Source organism: Bradyrhizobium sp. CIR18, from assembly GCF_014198295.1.
Classification (GTDB): Bacteria; Pseudomonadota; Alphaproteobacteria; order Rhizobiales; family Xanthobacteraceae; genus Bradyrhizobium.
This window is the reverse complement of record NZ_JACIHF010000012.1, coordinates 56,809-77,562: the sequence shown is the minus strand read 5'-3', so window position 1 is coordinate 77,562 and position 20,754 is coordinate 56,809. Positions and strand designations below refer to the sequence as shown.

Annotated in this window: 16 protein-coding genes; 9 read left to right on the top strand and 7 right to left on the bottom strand. The window is 65.0% G+C overall.

From position 1 onward, the window contains the following. Window positions 1–22: 22 nt before the first annotated feature. Both GGD65_RS29655 and GGD65_RS29650 read left to right on the top strand, forming a co-directional pair. A complete protein-coding gene (locus GGD65_RS29655; protein WP_179736928.1) occupies window positions 23–928 on the top strand; it encodes a helix-turn-helix domain-containing protein in 906 nt (301 codons plus the stop codon). A gap of 355 nt (window positions 929–1,283) precedes the next feature. Beyond that, on the top strand, window positions 1,284–1,895 hold the full coding sequence (locus tag GGD65_RS29650) for an NYN domain-containing protein (protein WP_183237519.1): 612 nt from the start codon (window positions 1,284–1,286) through the stop codon (window positions 1,893–1,895). Window positions 1,896–1,919: 24 nt separating this feature from the next. Here GGD65_RS29650 and pcaG read toward each other — a convergent pair whose 3' ends face one another. Both pcaG and pcaH read right to left on the bottom strand, forming a co-directional pair. Continuing rightward, on the bottom strand, window positions 1,920–2,546 hold the full coding sequence (pcaG, locus tag GGD65_RS29645) for a protocatechuate 3,4-dioxygenase subunit alpha (RefSeq protein WP_183237517.1): 627 nt from the start codon (window positions 2,544–2,546) through the stop codon (window positions 1,920–1,922). Between the two features lie 3 nt (window positions 2,547–2,549). Then, complete coding sequence (gene pcaH / locus GGD65_RS29640; protein ID WP_183237515.1) at window positions 2,550–3,338, bottom strand: protocatechuate 3,4-dioxygenase subunit beta; 789 nt, start codon at window positions 3,336–3,338, stop codon at window positions 2,550–2,552. Between the two features lie 103 nt (window positions 3,339–3,441). Here pcaH and GGD65_RS29635 point away from each other — a divergent pair, with 103 nt between their 5' ends. The 4 genes from GGD65_RS29635 to GGD65_RS29620 all read left to right on the top strand — a co-directional run bounded on the left by GGD65_RS29635 (window position 3,442) and on the right by GGD65_RS29620 (window position 10,277). Then, the gene (locus tag GGD65_RS29635; protein ID WP_018317033.1) at window positions 3,442–4,362 is read left to right on the top strand and encodes a LysR family transcriptional regulator; all 921 of its coding nucleotides are present in this window, start codon (window positions 3,442–3,444) and stop codon (window positions 4,360–4,362) included. A gap of 87 nt (window positions 4,363–4,449) precedes the next feature. Then, window positions 4,450–5,754, top strand: coding sequence for a nicotinate phosphoribosyltransferase (gene pncB / locus GGD65_RS29630; protein ID WP_018317032.1), 1,305 nt, complete (start codon window positions 4,450–4,452; stop codon window positions 5,752–5,754). A 249-nt stretch (window positions 5,755–6,003) separates the two neighbouring features. Next, window positions 6,004–7,317 carry a GGDEF domain-containing protein gene (locus tag GGD65_RS29625; RefSeq protein WP_183237513.1) on the top strand — a complete coding sequence of 438 codons (1,314 nt, stop codon included), beginning with the start codon at window positions 6,004–6,006 and terminating at the stop codon, window positions 7,315–7,317. Between the two features lie 356 nt (window positions 7,318–7,673). Next, the gene (locus GGD65_RS29620; protein WP_183237512.1) at window positions 7,674–10,277 is read left to right on the top strand and encodes an autotransporter domain-containing protein; all 2,604 of its coding nucleotides are present in this window, start codon (window positions 7,674–7,676) and stop codon (window positions 10,275–10,277) included. Between the two features lie 13 nt (window positions 10,278–10,290). Here GGD65_RS29620 and GGD65_RS29615 read toward each other — a convergent pair whose 3' ends face one another. After that, window positions 10,291–10,923, bottom strand: a complete 633-nt coding sequence (locus GGD65_RS29615) for a TetR/AcrR family transcriptional regulator (RefSeq protein ID WP_183237626.1) — start codon at window positions 10,921–10,923, stop codon at window positions 10,291–10,293. Between the two features lie 651 nt (window positions 10,924–11,574). Here GGD65_RS29615 and GGD65_RS29610 point away from each other — a divergent pair. Together GGD65_RS29610 and GGD65_RS29605 are read left to right on the top strand one after the other, a co-directional pair. Then, window positions 11,575–14,979: an acyl-[ACP]--phospholipid O-acyltransferase gene (locus GGD65_RS29610; RefSeq protein WP_183237510.1), complete on the top strand. Its 3,405-nt coding sequence runs from the start codon at window positions 11,575–11,577 to the stop codon at window positions 14,977–14,979. A 5-nt stretch (window positions 14,980–14,984) separates the two neighbouring features. Beyond that, window positions 14,985–15,659: a triacylglycerol lipase gene (locus GGD65_RS29605; RefSeq protein ID WP_183237506.1), complete on the top strand. Its 675-nt coding sequence runs from the start codon at window positions 14,985–14,987 to the stop codon at window positions 15,657–15,659. A 4-nt stretch (window positions 15,660–15,663) separates the two neighbouring features. Here GGD65_RS29605 and tcuB read toward each other — a convergent pair whose 3' ends face one another. Together tcuB and tcuA are read right to left on the bottom strand one after the other, a co-directional pair. Continuing rightward, complete coding sequence (gene tcuB, locus GGD65_RS29600; protein ID WP_183237503.1) at window positions 15,664–16,764, bottom strand: tricarballylate utilization 4Fe-4S protein TcuB; 1,101 nt, start codon at window positions 16,762–16,764, stop codon at window positions 15,664–15,666. Further along, complete coding sequence (tcuA, locus tag GGD65_RS29595; protein ID WP_183237502.1) at window positions 16,751–18,142, bottom strand: FAD-dependent tricarballylate dehydrogenase TcuA; 1,392 nt, start codon at window positions 18,140–18,142, stop codon at window positions 16,751–16,753. The genes tcuB and tcuA overlap by 14 nt, the downstream gene beginning before the upstream one ends. A gap of 153 nt (window positions 18,143–18,295) precedes the next feature. Here tcuA and GGD65_RS29590 point away from each other — a divergent pair, with 153 nt between their 5' ends. Beyond that, on the top strand, window positions 18,296–18,979 hold the full coding sequence (locus GGD65_RS29590; protein WP_183237501.1) for a GntR family transcriptional regulator: 684 nt from the start codon (window positions 18,296–18,298) through the stop codon (window positions 18,977–18,979). A gap of 10 nt (window positions 18,980–18,989) precedes the next feature. Here GGD65_RS29590 and GGD65_RS29585 read toward each other — a convergent pair whose 3' ends face one another. Both GGD65_RS29585 and ybaK read right to left on the bottom strand, forming a co-directional pair. Beyond that, on the bottom strand, window positions 18,990–20,075 hold the full coding sequence (locus tag GGD65_RS29585) for a HupE/UreJ family protein (protein ID WP_183237500.1): 1,086 nt from the start codon (window positions 20,073–20,075) through the stop codon (window positions 18,990–18,992). Between the two features lie 18 nt (window positions 20,076–20,093). Then, window positions 20,094–20,567, bottom strand: coding sequence for a Cys-tRNA(Pro) deacylase (gene ybaK, locus GGD65_RS29580; RefSeq protein ID WP_018317021.1), 474 nt, complete (start codon window positions 20,565–20,567; stop codon window positions 20,094–20,096). Between the last annotated feature and the right edge of the window lie 187 nt (window positions 20,568–20,754).

Genomic DNA, 20,754 nt, shown 5'->3' with positions numbered 1-20,754 from the left:
GCAGATTTGGCGGCGCAGACCGATGGAGGGTTTCGCCATTGTCTTGTACTATTCGAACATGAGAAGCGCGCTCCCTGCCCCGGCGATCCGGGTCTACAATTTGTTCGGCGAGTCCGGCGATCTGCCCGACGTCGTGCATTGCGAGACCATCGCGTCCCGCTCGGTGCTGCACGACTGGACCCTGGCCGTGCACCGCCATGCCCGGCTGCACCAGGTGCTGCTGATCGAGCGCGGCGGCGGCGAGGCGACGCTTGACGGGCGCGTGGTGCAGCTGAAGCCGATGCAGATCGTCAACGTGCCGGTCGGTCACGTCCACGGCTTCCGCTTCGTGCCTGATACGCAAGGGTGGGTGCTGACCATCGCCGCGGAAATTCTGGACGAGGCGCTGCTTGCCGCCGAGGGCCTGCGCAGTCCGCTGTCGCGCTCAGCCGTGGTGCGCGGAACGCCGCAGATCCGCGCCACCATGAAGCAGATCTTCGCCGAACACGCCGCGCGCGATTTCGGCCGCGCGCATGTGCTGCGAGCGTTGTCGTCCGCCATGATCGGGCTGGTGGCCCGCGCGCTGACCAGCGAGAGCGGCGGCAACGGCACGGTCGAATCCAGCCTGTTCCGCCGTTTCGAGGCGCTGCTGGAGCAGCATCACCTGGAACGCTGGAGCGTCGCGGACTATGCCGAGGCGCTGGCGGTGACGCCGACACATCTCAACCGGATCACACGGGCGGCAACCGGCGATACCGCCTCGCACCTCATCCTCAACCGGCTGATCCGCGAGGCGCGGCGCAACCTCGTCTACACCAATTTGCCGATCTCGACGATTGCCTACACGCTCGGCTTCGAGGATCCCGCCTATTTCAGCCGGGTCTATGCCGCAGCCACGGGAGTGTCGCCGCGCGCCTTCCGCGCGCAGCTGCATGGCGATGAAGGTTGACACGTCGGACGAAAGACCGAGCGCGCCCATGGATGAAGGCGACATTGCCGCAATGGCCGCCTTTGCTGCCGGTGCAGCCACTTACCTTCGTATATCGGGTCCTATCCTTTGCATAGAAGCCCCTTACCTCAGTACAATTGAGTAGGGCCTGCTCGTGCCTTAGCGTGGCTGCATTCGGCGCCCTGGCGCTGGTGGCATGGAACCTCCCTTACCTTGGCGCAAGACGGCCACCCCTGTCCGGTCGTCTGCGCCGCTTTTTCAGCAAGCCATCGGCGCCTTCAGTATTTTCCGGCCGACATACCGTACCCTGACAGCTGATCGGCCAGCTTTCGCGTGGACTGGAGATTTGAGCACAATGTCTTCGATTGAGAAGATCGCACTCTTTATCGATGGCTCCAATCTCCATGCCACCTCCAAGGCGCTCGGCTTCGACATCGACTACAGGCGTCTGCTCGGCGAATTCCAAAGCCGGGGTGTGCTGTTGCGGGCCTTCTACTACACGACCCTCATCGAGAATCAGGAGTATTCGTCGATCCGCCCGTTGATCGATTGGCTCGACTATAACGGATACACCGTCGTCACCAAGCTCACCAAGGAGTTCGTCGACGCCACCACGGGCCGCCGCAAGGTGAAGGGCAGCATGGATGTCAATCTCGCCGTAAGTGCGATGGAGCTCGCCAAGCACGTCGATCAGATCGTGCTGTTCTCGGGCGACGGGGATTTTCGTTCGCTGGTGGAAGCCCTGCAACGCCGCGGCGTCCGCGTGACGGTCGTCTCCACACTCTCCACTCAGCCACCCATGGTCGCCGACGACCTGCGCCGGCAGGCCGATGTATTCATTGACCTGGCAGAACTGAGACAAAAAGTGGGGCGCGATCCGGTCGACCGGCCGGGATCGCGCGAAATGCGTCAGTCGCCGCAATTCCTCGCCCGCGGAGCGATCAATCGCGGCGATCCGGTGGAGTGATCCTGCCGGACGGCGGCCCAATCCTCACACGTCGAAGAACACCGTCTCCTCCGGCCCCTGCAGATGGATCGTGAAGGAATACACGACCTTGCCGCCGCCCTCGCTGCGCTTGGCGACCAGCGTCGAGCGCCGGGACGGCTGTTCGATCAGGTTGAGCACGGGGTCGGCGGCGTTGGCGGTCTCTTCATCCGAGAAATAGAGCCGCGTGTTGAGGCCGATATTGATGCCGCGCGCGACGATCCAGACATTGATGTGCGGCGCGCATGTCCGGCCCGCCTTGTCGACGATCGCGCCCGGCTTGATGGTCTCGAAGGTCACGAGGCCGCTCTCGAAGTCCGAGCCGGCGCGGCCCCAGCCGCGAAACTCCTGCTCCAGCGCGCCGGCCGAGCGATCGGCCGGATGGTTGTAGCGGCCGCTCGCATTGGCCTGCCAGATCTCCAGCAGCACGTCGCGCAGCGGCGTACCGGTGCCGTCGAGCACCTTGCCTTCCAGCGTGATGCGCTCGCCCTCTGTATTCGGCGTTGTCAGGACATTCGAGAAGTTCTTCTCGAAGATGTCGAAGCCGGCCATCGCCGGGATCAAGCCGATATGGACGTAGGGCCCGGCCGTCTGCGAGGCGGTTTCCTTGAGATAGTTGAGCGGCTGCGGCATGGCTCAGTTCCCCGCGGTGCGGTTTTCAAAATAGGTGGAGCGCTGGCCGCGCAGGACGATGTCGAAGCGGTAGGCCAGCGAGTCGAACGGCGCCGAGGCGTTGAGGTCGAGCGGCGCCACGAGGCGGTCGAGCGCATCCTGGTCCGGAATCGTCGTCAGGATCGGACAGACCGGGATCAGCGGATCGCCCTCGAAATACATCTGCGTGATCAGCCGCTGCGCAAAGCCCGAACCGAATACCGAGAAATGGATGTGGGCGGGACGCCAGCTGTTGACGTAGTTGCGCCAGGGATAGGGCCCCGGCTTCACGGTGCGGAAATAATAGTAACCGGTGTCGTCGGTGAGCGCGCGGCCGCAGCCGCCGAAATTCGGGTCGACCGGCGCCAGATAGGTGTCCTTCTTGTGCCGGTAGCGGCCGCCGGCGTTGGCCTGCCAGAACTCGACCAGGGTGTTCGGAACGCCGCGGCCGGTCTCGTCCAGCACACGGCCGTGGACGATGATGCGCTCGCCGACGGGATCGCCGTCCTTGGCGTAGTTACGGATCAGATCATTGTCGAGCGGACCGAGATCGTTGTGGCCGAACACCGGCCCCGTGATCTCCGAGACCGAGTTCTCCAGCGACAGCAGCGACTGCCGCGGCGAGCGCAGCACCGAGGATTTGTAGCCCGGCGCATGCGCCGGCGGATGGATCGAACGATCGCGCTGGAAGAAGCCGCCATCACCAAGCGGCGGCGTCAGGGGCTCGGGGCGGTTGAGGCGGGGATCCCGCAAGGCTGGCGCCTGGGCATTCATCGTGTCTCTCTCCCTGGGGCGCCCGGGGTCCGGACGCGCGGCTTATCGGGAGATCATGGGCCGGTCTATTCCGCAGATAAATAGATTGATTATAATATATTGCATGAAGGAAATCGATCATTTGGCCCTCGACGGCCACGCCCTCGAGCTGTTCCTTGCGGTGCTGGAGGAAGGCTCGGTCACGGCGGCCGCCACCCGGCTCGGCCTGACGCAGTCCGCCGTCAGCCACGCCCTGAACAAGCTGCGGCGGATCGCGGGCGATCCCCTGTTCGCCAAGTCCGGCCGCGGCATCGTCGCAACCGCGCATGCGCAAGCGTTGGCCGCAAAGGCGCGCGCACTGATCGACGAGATGCGAAGCTTTGCCGGCGGCGTCAGCTTCGAGCCGCCGCGCGCGCAGCTTTCGTTGACGATCGCGGCCAATGACTTCCAGCGCGATCTGCTGCTGCCCCGGTTCTTCGATCATGTCGCCGGCCAGGTGAAGAGCCTGAATTTGCGCGTGATCCCCTCGCAGTCGCCCTCCCCCGCGATGCTGCGTGAGAACCGCTGCGATCTCCTGATCACGCCGCTGCCGCCGTCTGGCATCGACATCGTGCAGAAGCGCCTGCTGAGGGATCATTACGTCTGTTATTTCGATGCCAAGGCGCGTACTGCGCCGGCCAGCCGCAGCACCTATCTCGCCGCGCGCCACATCACCGTCGTCTATACCGACAATGAGAGGCTCGACTTCGACCGCCGGCTGGCGGCCAACGGTCTTCACCGCGACATCGCGATCTCGGTCCCGAGCTTTTCCGGCGTGCCGTCCTTCCTGCGTGGCTCGCAGATGCTGGCGAGCATGCCGAGCCTGCTCGCATCCGGCGTGATGCGCGGCTTCGCGCAAACGCGGATTCCGCTGGCGTCCCGCACGCGGACGCTGGCCGAGCTGCCGATGTTCATGGTCTGGCACCAGCGCTATCAGAAAGATCCGGCTCATCGTTGGGTCAGGAGCCAGCTCGAGACGGTCGCAGCGACGGCCGCCAAGGCTTGAAGGCCTGATCGCCGATACCGCCTTTCGGAAGACCACCCCTCGCCAAACCCACTGGTTGCGCGCGGGCCGCCGCGCTAAAATCCCCCCATGACAGTGACCGATATTGCGAGCCGGACCTACAATCACAGCTGGCGGCTGGACCCCATCATCCGCAGCCTGCTTGATACCGACTTCTACAAGCTATTGATGTTGCAAATGATTCGGGAAGACTACCCGGATCAGCAGGTGACCTTCTCGGTCATCAACCGCTCGCGCCATGTGCGGCTTGCCGAGATCATCGACGAAGGCGAGCTGCGCGCCCAGCTCGACCACGCCCGCACCATCCGCTTCACCAAGAAGGAGCTGATCTGGCTGGCTGGTAACACCTTCTACGGCAAGACCCACATGTTCTCGGCGGACTTCATCCGCTGGCTGGCCGAATTCCGCCTCCCCGAGTATGAGCTGCGCAAGGTCGAGGGCCAATACGAATTGCATTTCCACGGACCGTGGACCCACACCACGATGTGGGAGATCCCGGCGCTCGCGATCCTCAACGAGCTGCGCTCGCGCGCGGCGACGAAGGGCCGCGGCCGCTTCGAGCTGGACGTGCTCTATGCCCGCGCCAAGGCCAAGCTGTGGACCAAGGTGGAGCGGCTGCGCAAGCTGGAGAATCTGCGCCTGTCCGACTTCGGCACACGTCGGCGTCACGGCTTCCTCTGGCAGCGCTGGTGTGTGGAGGCGGTGAAGGAAGGCCTGGGTCCGTCCTTCATCGGCACCTCCAACGTGCTGCTCGCGATGGACAACGATCTCGAAGCCATCGGCACCAACGCGCATGAGCTGCCGATGGTCGCCGCGGCACTCGCCAGGGACGACGAGGAGTTGCGCTGGGCGCCCTATCGCATTCTCGACCAGTGGCGCCAGACTTACGGCGGCAATTTGCTGATCGCGCTGCCCGACGCCTTCGGCACCAAGGCCTTCCTGCGCGATGCGCCGGAATGGGTCGCGGACTGGACCGGCTTCCGCCCCGACAGCGCGCCGCCGATCCAGGCCGGCGAGGAGATCGTCGCCTGGTGGGAAAGGAAGGGGCGCAATCCCAAGGACAAGCTGCTCGTCTTTTCGGATGCCATGGATGTCGGCTCGATCGAGGAGACCTATCACCACTTCGCCGGCCGGGTGCGGCTCTCCTTCGGCTGGGGCACCAACCTCACCAACGACTTCGTCGGCTGCCCGCCGGACGGCTCGTTCAATCTCGATCCGATCTCGCTGGTCTGCAAGGTGTCGTCGGTCGATGGCCATCCGGCCGTCAAGCTCTCCGACAATCCGGAGAAGGCGACCGGCATGCCCTCGGAGATCGAGCGGTATCTGCGCGTGTTCGGCGACGCCGGCCGCGTCCGCAAGCCGGTGCTGGTCTAACGGCACCGACGAAACTCTCTCGATCGGGTAAACCGCGCACGACGAATGCGAGGCATTCGTTCGTCGATGCGGCGCTTTGTCCTATTTACCGGCATTTGAAGCGATCTGCGCATATCGGCTTCACAGCGCTTTCACCCTGCGATGCAGTCTCCCGCGCCTTTCAGGCCGAGTTAAGCAACCATATCCTCTACTTGGCGTTGCAGGCGCAGCGCTCCGCTGGGGGTCATTGCGCGATTTGGGGAACGCAGGGTGTTTCGCAGAACAGCGACGTCGACGAAGGGACACAGCTTCCTTCATGTCATCAAGCTCGTATCGCCTTTCGTGATGGTCGTCGTGCTCCAGGCGGCGATCGCGGGATTCAGTCTCGAGGTGATGTCGTCGGTCCGCGCCTATATCGCGGGCGAAGCGATGTGGTCGCGCTCGCAGAAGAACGCCGTCTATTTCCTCAATCTCTATTTGCATTCGGGCGATGCCAGCCAGTTCACGCAATACCAGGCCTCGCTTGCCGTTCCCATCGGTGACGAGTTCGCGCGCTGGGCACTCGAGCGTGATCCGGTCGACGTCGAGGCCGCCCGCATCGGCTTCCTGCAAGGCGGCAACCATCCCGACGACGTGCCGGGACTGATCTGGCTGTTTCGCTACTTCAACCGCGTCAGCTTCCTTCAGGACGCGATCCGCGAGTGGGCTGCCACCGATCCGATGCTGCTGGAGCTGAGCGTGTTCGGCGAGGTCATCCGGTCCGAGCTCGCGAAGGGACCCATTCAGGACGAGGACCGCCTGCAAGTCCTGTCATCGCGGCTATCCGAGCTCAACGCCCAATTCACGGTGCATGCCAAACGGTTCTCCACGGTGCTCGGCGAAGGCTCGCGCGCCATCAAGCTGACGCTGACCGGCATCAACATCGCCACCGCCGCGGCGCTGATCCTGCTCCTGATCTGGCATACGCGGCGATTGGTGCTGCAGCGACAGTCCTTCGAAGACGCTCTGCATGCCGAGAAAGAACGCCTGGCGTGGCAGGCATCGCACGACTGGCTGACGGGCCTCGCCAACCGGCGCGCCTTCGAGGCACGCCTGCAAAGCGAGCTGGACAACGTTGCGGCCGGTCCGCTCGGGCTGATCCTGCTCGACCTCGACCAGTTCAAGAGCGTCAACGACGGCAGCGGTCATCTCGCCGGCGACCGCCTGCTCTGCCAGATTTCGAACCTGCTGCAACGGGATCGGCGGCCGCATGACCTGGTGGCGCGGCTCGGCGGCGACGAATTCGGCCTGATCCTGCCGCAGTGCTCGCCTGCGAACGCGGTCGACATCGCCGAACGGCTGCGGCGAGCGCTCGAGCTGTTCAACTTCGCCTGGGACGATCGCTGCTTTGCGGTGACCGCCAGCATCGGCGTCACCTGCATCGCGGATCGCAACATCACGCTCGAGGATGCAATGCGGCGCGCCGATGCGGCCTGCTACCGCGCCAAAGAAAAGGGACGCAACCGCGTTCAGGTCGATGGCGGGCGACCGGACGTCGTCGTGGTCGCGCCTTGGCGCCGCGAAGCCGCCGCCGCGCAAGGCTGATTGCCGCCCGCGCATCATTTCAATTCGACGGTCGGCCGACATTGCGATCGGGTTGAGTTCGCCTCAGACCGACCCGATGACGTCTCGGTCCACTTTGGCGCGCCGGACAGTGCAGTGATACGGCGCAGTTGTGACGTCGCGGCCACATGGCTTTGAAAAAGCGGCGCTCTTCGCATTCGGACACATCACATTGCGCGCCGGGCCACGATGGCCGGCGCCTCCTTCTCTAAGCATGGCACTGCCCAATATTTGCGGCGCGATTCCACGGGTTGCGCCGCAGGAGGAGTTTGGAAGTGCCTTGGAATCGTTTGCTAGCCCCGCGCAATATCGTCCGCTCGAACACGCCCCGGCGGCGCATGCTACTTCTGAGCACCGCGATCGGCGCCCTCGCCGCAAGCGGTTCTCTGCCGTGGTTCATCACGCCGGCGCAAGCGGTGTGTGTGGTGACCGGAGCCGGCACGCTGACGACGCTTCAATCGGGTGATTCGATCACCTGCGTCGGGAATAACACCCAGATCAAGACATTCCCCGTGGTCAACGGAGTCACCATCAACATCGGCGACGGCACCACCGCGACCTCAGTGAATGACCCCACTTTTGCGGGCATTGTGCTTCAAACAGCATCCAACAGCTCGATCAGGATCTTCAACAACGCATCGGTCGCGCCAGCCAACAGCGACGGCATCATCGTGTCAGGCGGAGGCAACAATACAATTACCGTGGATGCGGGTGCCGCAACCGGGTCACCGGCCCTCGGCTCGACGGGGCTTGGTCTGTCCGGTTCGAGCAACAACACCATCGTGATCGGAGGTACGGTTGGAAGCGGCGCTGCCGGAACCTCCGGCATCGGCATCTTCGCCGGCTCCGCGAGCAACCAAGTGAATGTCCTGTCGAGCGGCCTCGTCCAGGGCAACGGCCCGGCGGCCATCGAACTCAACGGCGCGGCAGACGGCAACACCATCAACAACGCCGGCACGATATCGAATGCCTCGGGCACCGCAATCTTCGGCTCTAACAGTCAGGACACCGTCATCAACGCCGGCACGATCATCAACAACATTGTCAGCACGGCTGTCGACCTCAAGGGCGGCAACGACGTCTTCGAGCTCCGCGCGGGATCGAACATCACGGGCTGGGTCGTGGGTGGTAGCGGAATGGACACGTTGCGCCTGGGCGGAACCGCCAACGCGGCGTTCGACCTCGGCACATTCGGTGCGGCCGGCCAGTTCAAGGACTTCGAGATGCTGGAAAAGACCGGCAGTTCGACCTGGACGCTGACGGGCACCACGATGGACACGGCCGCCATGAACGTCCAGGCCGGCACCCTCATTGTCAACGGCGCGATGGCCAACATCGGGACGGTGGTGAGCGGCGGCACGCTCAGTGGCAGCGGCATGATCGGATCGCTCACGGTGCTGTCCGGCGGCAGGGTCGCGCCCGGAAATCTCGGTCAACTCGTCGTCAACAGCAATGCGGCGTTCCAGTCAGGGTCAACCTACGCAATCTCGGTCAACGCGGCCGGACAATCAGACAAGATTTCCGCCGTGAGCGCGACGCTGACCGGCGGCACCGTCGCCGCTAACACGATTGCCGGCGCCTACAATCCCTCGACGCAGTACACCATCCTCAGCACGACGGCTGGCCTCACCGGTAGTTTCTCTGGTGTGACTGTCAGCGGATACAATCCGCAGCTGTTCGCGTCCTTCCTCAGCTATGACGGATTCAGCGTCTTCCTGACGCTCAACTACAACAATGCCGCTTTCCTCTCGATCGCCCAGACGCAGAACCAGAAGGAGGTGGCCGGCGCGCTGAGCGCATTCGGCCCGAACCTGCCCTTCCTGTCGTCTTTCGCGGGCCAGAGCGACGCGCAGCTCCGCTACAGCCTGGATCAGCTTTCAGGAGAAGCGGCGACCGGGGCCCAGCAGGGCGCTTTCCAGTTCACGAGTCAGTTCCTCGGCCTCATGCTCGATCCATTCGTCAACGGACGCAGGGGCGTGAACGTCGGCACCGGCGACGCCGCACTCGGCTTCAACACCGATCGCGCCGCGATGCCGGACGATGCCGCCCTCGCCTACAACAAGATATTGGGCGCGCCGACGGCAAAGGCGCCGACCTTTGCCGAGCGCTGGACCGCCTGGGGCGCGGCGTTCGGCGGCACCAACCAGACCGGCGGCGATCCGATCGTGATCGGCAGCCACGACCTCGGCGCGCGCGCAGGCGGCGTCGCGGCCGGTGCGGACTATCATTTCAGCCGCGACGCGATCGTCGGCTTTGCGCTCTCCGGCGGCGGCACCAGATGGGATCTCGCGCAGGCGCTCGGTGGCGGCAAGAGCGAGGCGATCCAGGCCGGCGTCTACACCGCGGTCCGCAACGGGCCTGCCTATTTCGCCGCCTCGCTCGCCGTGGCCAATCACTGGATGTCGACGGACCGCCTGGCGCCGTTCAGCAACCAGCTGACCGCGAAGTTCGATGCGCAGACCGTCGGCGGCCGCATCGAGGGTGGCTATCGCTTCGCGACGCCGATCGGCGGCTTGACGCCATATGCGGCAGCACAGGTGCAGGCGTTTCGCACGCCGACTTATACCGAGACCGATTTGGCCGGCAGCGGCTTCGGCCTGACCTATCGGGGGCGTACGGCCTCCGACACGCGCAGCGAACTCGGCGCGCGCTTCGATCGCGCCACACTGGTCGCACCGAACGCGGTCCTGACGTTGCGCGGCCGCGCGGCCTGGGCCCATGATTGGGTGAGCGATCCGACGCTCGTCGCCGCATTCCAGGCGCTGCCCGGCGCGAGCTTCATCGTGCAAGGCGCGACGCCGGCAAAGGACGCCGCGCTTGCATCGGCCGGGGCCGAGCTGAAGTTTTCGAACGGTGTTGCGTTGTCGGCCAAGTTCGACGGCGAGTTCGCGGCCCGCAGCACCACCTATTCCGGCACCGCGAGCCTGCGATACGCCTGGTAGCACCGGCGCCCGATCAAGACTTCCGCGCGCCGACCGGCAGAATGCCGAGGCCGGCGAGATGGGCGTCGACGAACTGTTCGATCTGCTGACGCAGCATCTGCGGCGGCACGGCCACCATGCGCTCCTCGAGACCGAGCGAGATGATTCCGTGCACGGCAGAAAACAAGGTGCGCGACAACAGCGCGATCTTCACGTCATCCGCATCCGGTAGCAGCCGCACCAGGGGCGGATGCATCAGCGCAAATGCGTCCATCACCATCTGCAGGATGTCGTCGGGATAGGGACGATCGTCCTCCATCCGATGCTCGAACAGCGAGCGCAGCAGATTGGCATGCTCCGCGAAGAATTCGAGATACGACTCGGCAAGCCCGTAGAGCTGGCGAACGGGATCTTCGGCCGGAACCCCGCGAAGCCGGGCCGTGAGCGCCTGGACGGTCTCCCGATTGACGGTCAGGATGACCCCGTCGAAGTCGCCGAACTCGTTGTAGACGCTGCCAACGGAGCAGCCGGCGGCCTCAGCAACATCCCGAACCTTCAACGATCTCAATCCTTTAGTCGCGATAATCCCCCGCGCGATCTCCAGGATCTGGAGCCGCCGCCGATTTTTTTTCTGATCCCGCAACGATTCTTCTTGAACATTGTTCATTTTCGAGCTACTCATGTGAACATTGTTCAAATTAACCTGGAGACGACCAAAATGCAAACCCTCGCTGTTGATATCGCCGCCACCTTCGTCGACGACGCCACCGCCCTCGTGACCGGCCTTGGCCGCGCCCTGCTGCGGTTCGCGATGACGCCGATCGATCGCATCGCAAATGCCTGCGACATTGCCGGCGTGCTGACAGAACGCCGGGCGACCTTCCGGATGTGGCGGGCGAGCCGCGCGCGTGCCCGTCAGGACGGCCGCCGGATCAGCCTGCTCCGCCGCCTCTCGCCCTTTCGTCACCTCGCCCATCTCACCTGAGGCGCACGCGACCTGCACACGCAGGTCGTCTCGAATGCAAGAACTGGTTGCAAGGAAGGACTCACCATGTCCCGATGTTCGCGGCCGATCTCGCCAGACTTCAGTGACGCGGTTCAGCTTTTCCTCATCGCTCGGCGCATACCCGGTAAGGCGCGCCCGGATATTTTGCGAACCTAAAGACGCCGCTTGGAGACCAACAGGATCAGAGGGATCGAGGGGACAAGGCAGGCCGGCCATCAGCGCCCGCAATCGTTCGTCCCCTCCCCTTCCGGTCGTGACGCTTCAAAGACAACGTAACGAACCTCATTCTGCCTTTCCAAAACAGGACTAGTCATGATCAGGGAATTGATGTCGTCACGCCGCTTTGCTCCACTGTTCTGGGCGCAATTCTTCTCGGCGCTCAATGACAACGTGCTCAAGAACGCGCTCGTCATCATCCTGCTTTACAGCGCCGCAACCGGCCACGGCGATGCGCTGGTGACGGTGGCAGGCGCGGTCTTCATCTTCCCCTATTTCATCCTGTCCGGGCTCGGCGGCCAGCTCGCCGACAAATACGTCAAATCCGTCGTCGCAAGGCGACTCAAGTTCGCCGAGATCTTCGCTGCTTGCTTTGCCGCCGCCGGCTTCTTCCTGCACTCGGTGCCGCTCCTGTTCGCGGCGCTCGCCCTGTTCGGCACCATCGCCGCGCTATTCGGGCCCGTAAAGTACGCCATGCTGCCGGATCAGCTCGAGCTCGGCGAACTCGCGACCGGCAACGCGCTGGTCGAAGGCGCGACCTTCATGGCCATCCTGCTCGGCACCGTCGCCGGCGGCCAGTTCGTGGCGGGATCCGCGCATATGGGCTGGGTCGCATCGGCCGTGGTCGTGCTGGCCTTGCTGTCATGGGCCTTCGCCTCCCGCATTCCGCAGACGACGCCGTCGGCGCCCGATCTGCCCGTCGACGCCAATCCCTGGACCTCGACGGTGAGCCTTCTTAGGACGTTGCATGCCGACCACCGGCTGTGGGACGGCACGGTGATCGTCTCCTGGTTCTGGCTGGTCGGCGCGATCGTGCTGTCGCTGCTGCCGGCGCTGGTCAAGGATGTCGTTGGCGGCACCGAGGGCGTGGTGACGCTGTGCCTTGCGATCTTCGCGATCGGCATCGCCATCGGCTCACTGTTCGCTGCCAGCCTCAGCCACGTTCGCCCGAACCTCGCGCTGGTCCCGATCGGCGCCATCATCATGGGGTTTGCCGGCCTCGATCTCGCCTGGGCCATCGGCGTGACCGCCAAGGGGCAGGACATCACCGCGGCCGGCTTCGCGACCTCGTTCGCAGGCCTGCGTATGCTCGTCGACTTCGTCGCCTTCGCATTCGGCGGCGGCTTGTTCGTCGTTCCCTCCTTTGCCGCGGTCCAGGCCTGGTCGGCACCGTCCGAGCGCGCCCGCATCATCGCCGCCGGCAACGTGCTGCAGGCCGCCTTCATGGTGGTCGGCTCGCTGTTCGTCGCGCTGCTGCAGGCGGCCGGCCTTCACATCGGCTGGATCTTCTTCGGGCTCGGCGTCGCCAGCTTCGGCGCAGTCTGGTTCGTGCTGACGAAATGGGGCAAGGAAGGCGTGCGCGATTTCGGCGGACTGCTGTTCCGCGCACTGTTCCGCACCGAGGTTCGCGGCCTCGAGAACCTGCCGCCTGCCGGCACGCGCATGCTGATCGCGCCCAACCATGTCAGCCTGATCGATGGCCCGCTGCTCCACGCCGTGCTGCCGATCGACGCGAGCTTCGCGGTCGACACCGGCATCGCCAAGGCCTGGTGGGCCAAGCCGTTCCTGCGCGTCGTCAAGCACTACACCATGGATCCGAGCAAGCCGCTGGCTGCGCGGGACCTGATCAAGTTGGTCGCCGCCGGCGAGCCGGTGGTGATCTTTCCGGAAGGACGCATCACCGTCTCGGGCTCGCTGATGAAGGTCTATGACGGCACGGCGATGATCGCGGACAAGGCCGATGCGGTGGTCGTACCCGTTCGCATCGAAGGCGCGCAGCGCTCGCATCTCAGCTACCTCAACTCCAGCCAGATCAAGCGCTCGTGGTTCCCGCGTGTGACGGTCACCATCCTGCCGCCGATCAAGCTGCCGGTCGACCCGGCGCTGAAGGGCAAGGCGCGCCGCAACGCCGCCGGCGCCGCACTCCAGGACGTGATGATCGATGCGATGGTCAAGAACGCCATGCTCGATCACACCCTGTTCGAAGCGCTCGGACACGCCTATCGCGACCGTGACACCGGCAAGGTCATCATCGAGGACGCGCTCGGTACCAAGCTGACCTATCGCAAGCTGATTCTCGGCGCGCAGGTCTTGAGCCGGAAGCTCGAGACCGGCACCGCCGTGGGCGAGAATGTCGGCGTGCTGTTGCCGAATTCGGCGGGCGTCGCCGTCGTCTTCATGGCGCTGCAGAACATCGGCCGGGTACCGGCGATGCTCAACTTCTCGGCCGGCCCGGTCAACGTCCTCGCGGCCATGAAGGCCGCAGAGGTCAAGACCGTGCTGACATCGAAGGCCTTCATCGAGAAGGGCAAGCTCGACAAGCTGATGGCTGCGATCTCCGCGGAAGCCCGGGTCGTCTATCTCGAGGACGTCCGCGGCTCGATCGGGACGGCCGACAAGATCAAGGGCCTGCTCGCCGGCACGACGCCGCGCGTCGCCCGCCAGGCAACTGACCCCGCCGTCGTGCTGTTCACGTCGGGTTCGGAAGGCACACCCAAGGGCGTGGTGCTGTCCCACCGCAACATCCTCGCCAACGCGGCGCAGGCGCTGGCGCGGGTCGATGCCAACGCCAATGACAAGGTGTTCAACGTGCTGCCGGTGTTCCATTCGTTCGGGCTGACCGGCGGGATGATGATGCCGCTGCTCGGGGGCATTCCAATCTACATGTACCCCTCGCCGCTGCACTACCGCATCGTGCCCGAGCTGATCTACCAGACCGGCGCCACGATCCTGTTCGGCACCGATACGTTCCTCACCGGCTACGCCCGCTCGGCGCACGCCTACGACTTCCGCACCCTGCGCCTCGTGATCGCCGGCGCCGAGGCGGTTAAGGACCGCACGCGGCAGGTGTTCATGGAGCGCTATGGCATCCGCATCCTCGAAGGCTACGGCGTCACCGAGACGGCGCCGGTGCTGGCGATGAACACGCCGATGGCCAACCGCCCCGGCACCGTCGGCCGCCTCTCGCCGCTGATGGAAAGCAGGCTCGATCCGGTCCCCGGCATCGAGGAAGGTGGGCGGCTCTCGGTGCGCGGGCCGAACGTGATGCTCGGTTACCTCAGGGCCGAAAATCCGGGCGTGCTCGAAAAGCTTCCCGAGGGCTGGCACGACACCGGCGACATCGTGGCGATCGACGCCGCCGGCTTCATCACCATCAAGGGCCGTGCCAAGCGCTTTGCCAAGATTGCCGGCGAAATGGTCTCGCTGTCCGCGGTCGAGAGCATCGCCGCGACGTTGTGGCCGCAGGCCGCATCGGTCGCCGTCTCGATCCCCGACCCGCGCAAGGGCGAGCGCATCGTGCTGCTGACGACGGAGAAGAATGCCGAGCGCAGCGCGATGCAGGGCCAGGCCAAGACGATCGGCGCGTCCGAGCTGACCGTTCCCGCGGCGATCTTGGTGGTCGACAAGGTGCCGCTGCTCGGCACCGGCAAGACCGACTACGTCACCGCGACGACGATGGCGCGCGAGCAGGCGTCCGCGCCGGAGCGCGAAGTGGCGTAAGGCAGATGCACGAGGCGCCTCATTCAGGCGACGCCCGATGCCCGGGAGTGGTTCTGCTTCACGGCATCGCGCGGACCTCGGCATCTCTGATGAAGCTGGAACGGGCGCTTCGTGCGGCCGGCTTCGCAACGCTCAACATCGACTATCCCAGCCGCAGCAAGCCGATCGCCGCGCTTGCGGAGGATATCCACCCGGCGATCACCCGTTTCGCCGAGCGCGACGCACCGCTGCATTTCGTCGCGCACTCGATGGGCGGGCTCGTCGCGCGCGCTTATATCGCGAAACACCGGCCGGCCCGGCTTGGCCGCGTCGTGATGCTGGGCACGCCGAACAGCGGCAGCGAGGTCGCCGATCTCCTGCGGGGATCTTTGCCCTATCGCAAATTCTATGGGCCAGCCGGGCTCGAGCTCACCACCACGCCTGCGACCGCGCCGAATGCCCTCCCCGCCATCGACTATCCGGTCGGCGTGATCGCCGGAAGCCGCTTCATCGATCCCGTCGCCGGCCTGCTCGTTCTGCCGAAGCCAAATGACGGACGGGTCTCGGTGCAAAGCGCGGGGCTGGCCGGCATGGCCGACCATATCGTCGTGAAGACGTCGCATACCGGGCTTCCGCGCCACGCCGCCGCGATCGCGCAGACCATCGCCTTCCTGCGCGAGGGCCGCTTTCAACCGAAGTAACGGGTCACCCTGCAGTCCGCCGCTCCTGCGCGTAGCGCACCAGCGCGGCGAAACGGTAGATGCCGTGCACGAACTTGCCATAGGGCATGGTGACGAACAGCGCGAACACCGCGCCGAGATGCAGCGCCAGCAATGGCCCCATTGCGGCGGTCTCACGCAGGACCAGAAGCGCCATGCCGGTGAGCCCGGTCAGGAACAGCATGGCGATGAAGCCGACATCCATGCCGTAACGGTTCTCGTCGAGCAGTTCCGGCGCCCTGCGCAGCTTCGCGACGAACAGCCCGACTGGCCCGACGACAAGGCCAATGCCGCCGAGCGAGCCGAGCACGACGGGCAGATCCCACCAAGGATACGGCGCCTCGCGCGCAAGCAAGTAGTGATAGAGTGTGGCCACCGATGTCGCCGCAAAGCACAGGATGAAGCCATAGAACGTCAGATGATGGTACAGCTTGCGCCGGTCGGTCGGCTTGTCGTCCTCGTTGTAGCAGCCGATGCCGCCGCCGTGGAGATAGCGCAGCTCGCCGGCATCGCGGATCGCCCGCAAGATCGATCCCCCATCGGCGCGACCGCCGATCGGCGGCCCGATGTCGCGCCAGAAGGCGCGCACGCTCATGATCAGTGCGAGGATCGCATATAGAAAGACGACGCTGAACAGCGCGGCCATGACGTTATGCGGCATCAGCTTGTAGAAGGCGCCGGGGCCGGTATGCACGCCGAACAGTACGCCGCGGTCGTTCAGGGCCGCGAAGCCGAGGATGAAAGCGGCCATGCTGAGCGCGGCGACAATGCTGAGGACGAGGCCGTTCCGCTCAAATGTGCCTGAGAGCGCCCGCGGCCAAGCACAGGCTGCATAGGACTCGGCGCGCGCCACCGCCAGCGTCTTGGGAACGTTGACGTTGAACTCGTGCGGCGGCGAGAACTGGCAATCGACATAGCAGGCACCGCAGCCATGGCAGAGATTGGCGAGATAGTTGAGGTCGCCGTCGGAAAAGGCGCGGCGCATTTCCATGGCCGGAAACACCGCGCAGAGGCCCTCGCAATAGCGGCAGGAATTGCAGACCGTCATCAGGCGGTCGGCTTCGTCCAGGATCCTAGTTCCGTGCATGTTTTGCCGCTTCCCGTCCCGCGATCCGTCCGAACACGCTGCCGATGGTCATGCCCATGCCGGCGGCATAACCCTTGCCGAGCACGTTGCCGGCCATGATCTCGCCGGCGGCGAACATGTTGCCTGACGGCTTGCCGTCAGCCATCAGCATCCGCGCCTCCTTGGTCACGCGCGTGCCGAGATAGGTGAAGGTGATGCCGGGCCGCACCGGATAGGCGAGATAAGGCGGCGTCTCGATCTTGCGCGCCCAGTGCGTCTTGGGCGGCGTGATGCCTTCGGTGCGGCAGTCATCCAGAATCGTGTGGTCGAAGGTGCCTGATAGCACCGCGGCGTTGAATTCGGCGATCGTCTTTTCCAGCGCTGCCGGGTCGAGCTCCAGTTTGCCGGCGAGCTCGGCCACGGTCTGTCCGGCGATCGGCGGAAACAGCGTCGGCATGAAGCTCGTGACCACGGTGGAGTCGAAGATGATGTAGGCGATCTGGTCGGGCTGCGCCGCGACCAACCGGCCCCAGATCGCGTAACGCTTCGGCCAGATGTCCTCGCCTTCGTCGTAGAAGCGCTGGGCGTGCTTGTTGACGACGATGCCGAACACCACGGAGTCGTGACGTGTGATAATGCCGCCGTCGAATTTCGGCGCGCGGGCGTCGATCGCGACCGCATGGCACTGGGTGGGATCGCCGACCTCCTGCACGCCCTTGTCGAGCAACATCTTCAGGATCGAACCACGATTATAGGGCGTGCCGCGGATCAGGAAATTGTCGGCGGCCTCGCCCCAATATTGCTTGAGCCATTCGATGTTGGCCTCGAACCCGCCGGCCGCGGCAACCAGCGAGGTCGCGCGGATCTCGGTCTCGCCCTTGATCGGCCGTTTCAGGCGCGCTGCGAGGAACATGCCGTCTTCGATCAAGAGGTCGGTGACCTCGGCGTCGTATTCGACCTCGACGCCGAGCCGCTCGGCGGTGAGATAGAGCGCATTCAGCATCGCCCGGCCGCCGCCGAGGAAGAAGGAATTGGTGCGGCCGAGGCTTAGCGTGCCGCCGAGCGAGGGCTGCCAGCGCACGCCCTGCTCCACGATCCAGTTCAGGATGTCCTTGGATTCGCGGATCATGTGGCGCGCGAGCACCTCGTCGGTCTGCCCGCCGGTGACGCGCAGCAGGTCCTCCCAGAACTCGTCCTCAGTGTAGGGACCGGTCAGGATTTCGGTTGCGGCGTCATGGGCGCAACGCATGTTGCGGGTGTGGCGGGTATTGCCGCCGCGATAGAACTTCGGCGCACCTTCGAGCACCAGCACCGACGCACCACCGCGCCGTGCCGCGATCGCCGCGCACAGCGCCGCGTTGCCGCCGCCGATCACCAGCACGTCGTATTTGCTGCTCATGCCGTCCGTCCGATACGACGAAGGGGAGACATTCTATCCACCGGCGGCACCGGTCACCCGCACCGCCATTGCGTACCTTTGTATACAAAGATATACATAAGCTGTGCAAGCGACATCTCTGCATGAGCAGGATGCGCCTTGCGTCGAGGGAACATGGCGAGGCGCCCGGCAAAGACAGGCGGATCAATCGCGCGCGGCGGCGGCGTTGCGCTCGGCGAGGCCGTGTTCCGCTCGCTCTGTGAAGCACTCCAGGCCGGCAACTACCGCGCCGGAGATCGCCTGCGCGAGGAAGAGGTCGCACAGCGGCTCAAGGTCAGCCGCACCCCGGTGCGCGAAGCGCTCGGCCGGCTCGCCGCGCGCGGCTTCGTCGAGCCCGCCGGCGGCCGCGGGCTGATCGTGCGCAATCTCGACATCTCCGAGGTCCTCGAGCTCTACGCCATGCGCGAGATCATGGAAGGCGCCGCGGGGCGCCTTGCCGCCGAGCACGCTTCGGCGCCCGAGGTCGATGCGCTCCGGGATATCGAGCAGGCTTTTGTCGAAGCTCCCGCAGCGGACGCGGCCGAGATGGCAAGACTCAATCGCAGCTTCCACGAGGCCATATGCCGGGCCGCGCGCAACCGCTATCTCGACAACGCTTCGCGGGAATTGCAGGACTGGATCGCCCTGCTCGGCCCGACCACCTTCTCCGTATCGGGCCGCCCCTCGTCCAGCCATGGCGAGCACAAGGCCATCATCAACGCCATCGCCGCGCGCGACGGCGACAAAGCAGAGCAGCTTGCCCGCGCACACATCCGCGAGGCGCTGCGCTGCCGGCTGAAGCTGTTACAGAAGCAGTAGGCCGGCCCGATCACGCCTCGAACACGCGCGTCAGCAGCCAATATCCACCGAGCAGCCCAATCGCCGCGGACACCGAGTAGACCAGTCTCGTCGCGCGTGCCGGCTCATCCGGCCCGACCACAGTCACACGGTCCAACAGGCCAAGTATCGGCACCATCAGCGCGACGATCGCGATCTGCCCGATCTCGACGCCGATGTTGAAGGCGGCCAGCGCCGGGACGATCGCATCCGGCGGCAGGCCGATCTCGTGAAGAGCGCCGGCGAAGCCAAAGCCGTGGATCAGACCAAACAGAAGAGCCACGCGCCAGCGCTTGTCGACGTCCCGCGAGAAGAAATTCTCGGCCGCCACGAACACGATCGAGGCCGCGATCGCCGGCTCCACGATGCGGCTCGGGATGACCAGGACATTCAGCGCCGCGAGCGACAATGTCAGGGAGTGGGCGATGGTGAAAGCGGTCACGATCTTGACGACCGGCAAGAGCCGTCGCGCCCACAAGACGATCGCGACCAGAAATGCGATGTGATCGTAACCGAGAAAGATGTGCTCGATGCCGGTGAGCAAATAGCGTTGCATGATCGAGAACGGCGATGGCGGCGCCGTCGAGAGCGTCACCGTCGTATTGTCGGCATCGAGCAAGGCCTGCGCCTCGGACCTGCCCTGCGCGATCAGCACCACCTGTCGCGCGGTCTTGTCTTTCGCCGTCAGCACGGTGGAGCGATAGACGATGTCGCCGGCCGCGTCCGTGCAAGCAAAGCTGTTGCGATAGACGATACCGTCACCATCAGGCAGGATCGCGGCATCACCCGGCGAACAAGCCGTACCGCCGCCTGTCACGGCCAGGTGCCGGCCGAGATAATCGATGATTGCGGATTTGGCCGCTTCGACCGCGACCGGGTCGACCGCGTCCTGCCCTGCATCATGGATCTTCGTGCCGATCAGGCGATCGACATCGCTGCCCTTCAATCCCATCTCGACGTTCACAATGCGATCGGCGGTGAGGGCCACGCGCGCGGTCACAAGATTGATCTGATGCGCCTCAGCCGGCGGGCAGACCACAAGCAAGATCGCGAACCACAGCAGCAGTGGCCGCCTCATGATCGCGCTCCATTGCCGTCACGCCAGCACATCCGCGACGACCGCTTTCACGACGTCCCTCACGTCACCCGGCTTGAGCCGCACCTGCAACCCGCGCTGGCCGCCATTGAGATAGACGAGATCATGCGCGAGCGCGCTCTGCTCGATCACGGCGCGAATGGGCTTGCGCTGCCCGAACGGGCTGATGCCGCCAACCTTGTAGCCGGTGACGCGCTCGGCCTCGGGGGGCTTCATCATCTGCGCCGACTTGCCGCCCGCGGCTGCGGCGAGCTTCTTCATCGAGACCTCCTGGTCGGACGGTACGACCACACAGACCGGCTTGCCGTCCACCAGCGCCATCAGCGTCTTGAGGACACGTGCCGGGTCTTCACCGAGCGCGGCGGCCGCCTGCAGCCCGATGCTCTCGGCGTCAGGATCATAGTCGTAGGCATGGACGGTGAAGGCAACACCGGCGGCCGTGAGCGCGCGAGTGGCGGGGGTGACCTTGGACATGGGCCACGTTTAGCACCGTCATTGCGAGGAGCGAAGCGATGACGATGTAGGGGTACAATTCCCCGCCACGCTCTCCGTTGTCGTCCCCGCGTACGCGGGGGACCCATAACCCCAGGGAAGAGTTTGGCTAAGGCTCGCAGTCCGGTACTGCGACCGTCTGCAATCGATGGATCACGCGGTATGGGTC

Bases quoted from the DNA above. Each gene is read 5' to 3' on its own strand.
- pcaH (WP_183237515.1), bottom strand. From the start codon at position 3,338: ATGAATGCCCAGGCGCCAGCCTTGCGGGATCCCCGCCTCAACCGCCCC.
- GGD65_RS29585 (WP_183237500.1), bottom strand. From the start codon at position 20,075: ATGAGGCGGCCACTGCTGCTGTGGTTCGCGATCTTGCTTGTGGTCTGC.
- GGD65_RS29615 (WP_183237626.1), bottom strand. From the start codon at position 10,923: ATGAACAATGTTCAAGAAGAATCGTTGCGGGATCAGAAAAAAAATCGG.
- GGD65_RS29650 (WP_183237519.1), top strand. From the start codon at position 1,284: ATGTCTTCGATTGAGAAGATCGCACTCTTTATCGATGGCTCCAATCTC.
- pcaG (WP_183237517.1), bottom strand. From the start codon at position 2,546: ATGCCGCAGCCGCTCAACTATCTCAAGGAAACCGCCTCGCAGACGGCC.
- tcuB (WP_183237503.1), bottom strand. From the start codon at position 16,764: ATGCACGGAACTAGGATCCTGGACGAAGCCGACCGCCTGATGACGGTC.
- GGD65_RS29605 (WP_183237506.1), top strand. From the start codon at position 14,985: ATGCACGAGGCGCCTCATTCAGGCGACGCCCGATGCCCGGGAGTGGTT.
- GGD65_RS29635 (WP_018317033.1), top strand. From the start codon at position 3,442: ATGAAGGAAATCGATCATTTGGCCCTCGACGGCCACGCCCTCGAGCTG.
- pncB (WP_018317032.1), top strand. From the start codon at position 4,450: ATGACAGTGACCGATATTGCGAGCCGGACCTACAATCACAGCTGGCGG.
- ybaK (WP_018317021.1), bottom strand. From the start codon at position 20,567: ATGTCCAAGGTCACCCCCGCCACTCGCGCGCTCACGGCCGCCGGTGTT.
- GGD65_RS29590 (WP_183237501.1), top strand. From the start codon at position 18,296: ATGGCGAGGCGCCCGGCAAAGACAGGCGGATCAATCGCGCGCGGCGGC.
- GGD65_RS29620 (WP_183237512.1), top strand. From the start codon at position 7,674: ATGCTACTTCTGAGCACCGCGATCGGCGCCCTCGCCGCAAGCGGTTCT.
- GGD65_RS29610 (WP_183237510.1), top strand. From the start codon at position 11,575: ATGATCAGGGAATTGATGTCGTCACGCCGCTTTGCTCCACTGTTCTGG.
- GGD65_RS29655 (WP_179736928.1), top strand. From the start codon at position 23: ATGGAGGGTTTCGCCATTGTCTTGTACTATTCGAACATGAGAAGCGCG.
- tcuA (WP_183237502.1), bottom strand. From the start codon at position 18,142: ATGAGCAGCAAATACGACGTGCTGGTGATCGGCGGCGGCAACGCGGCG.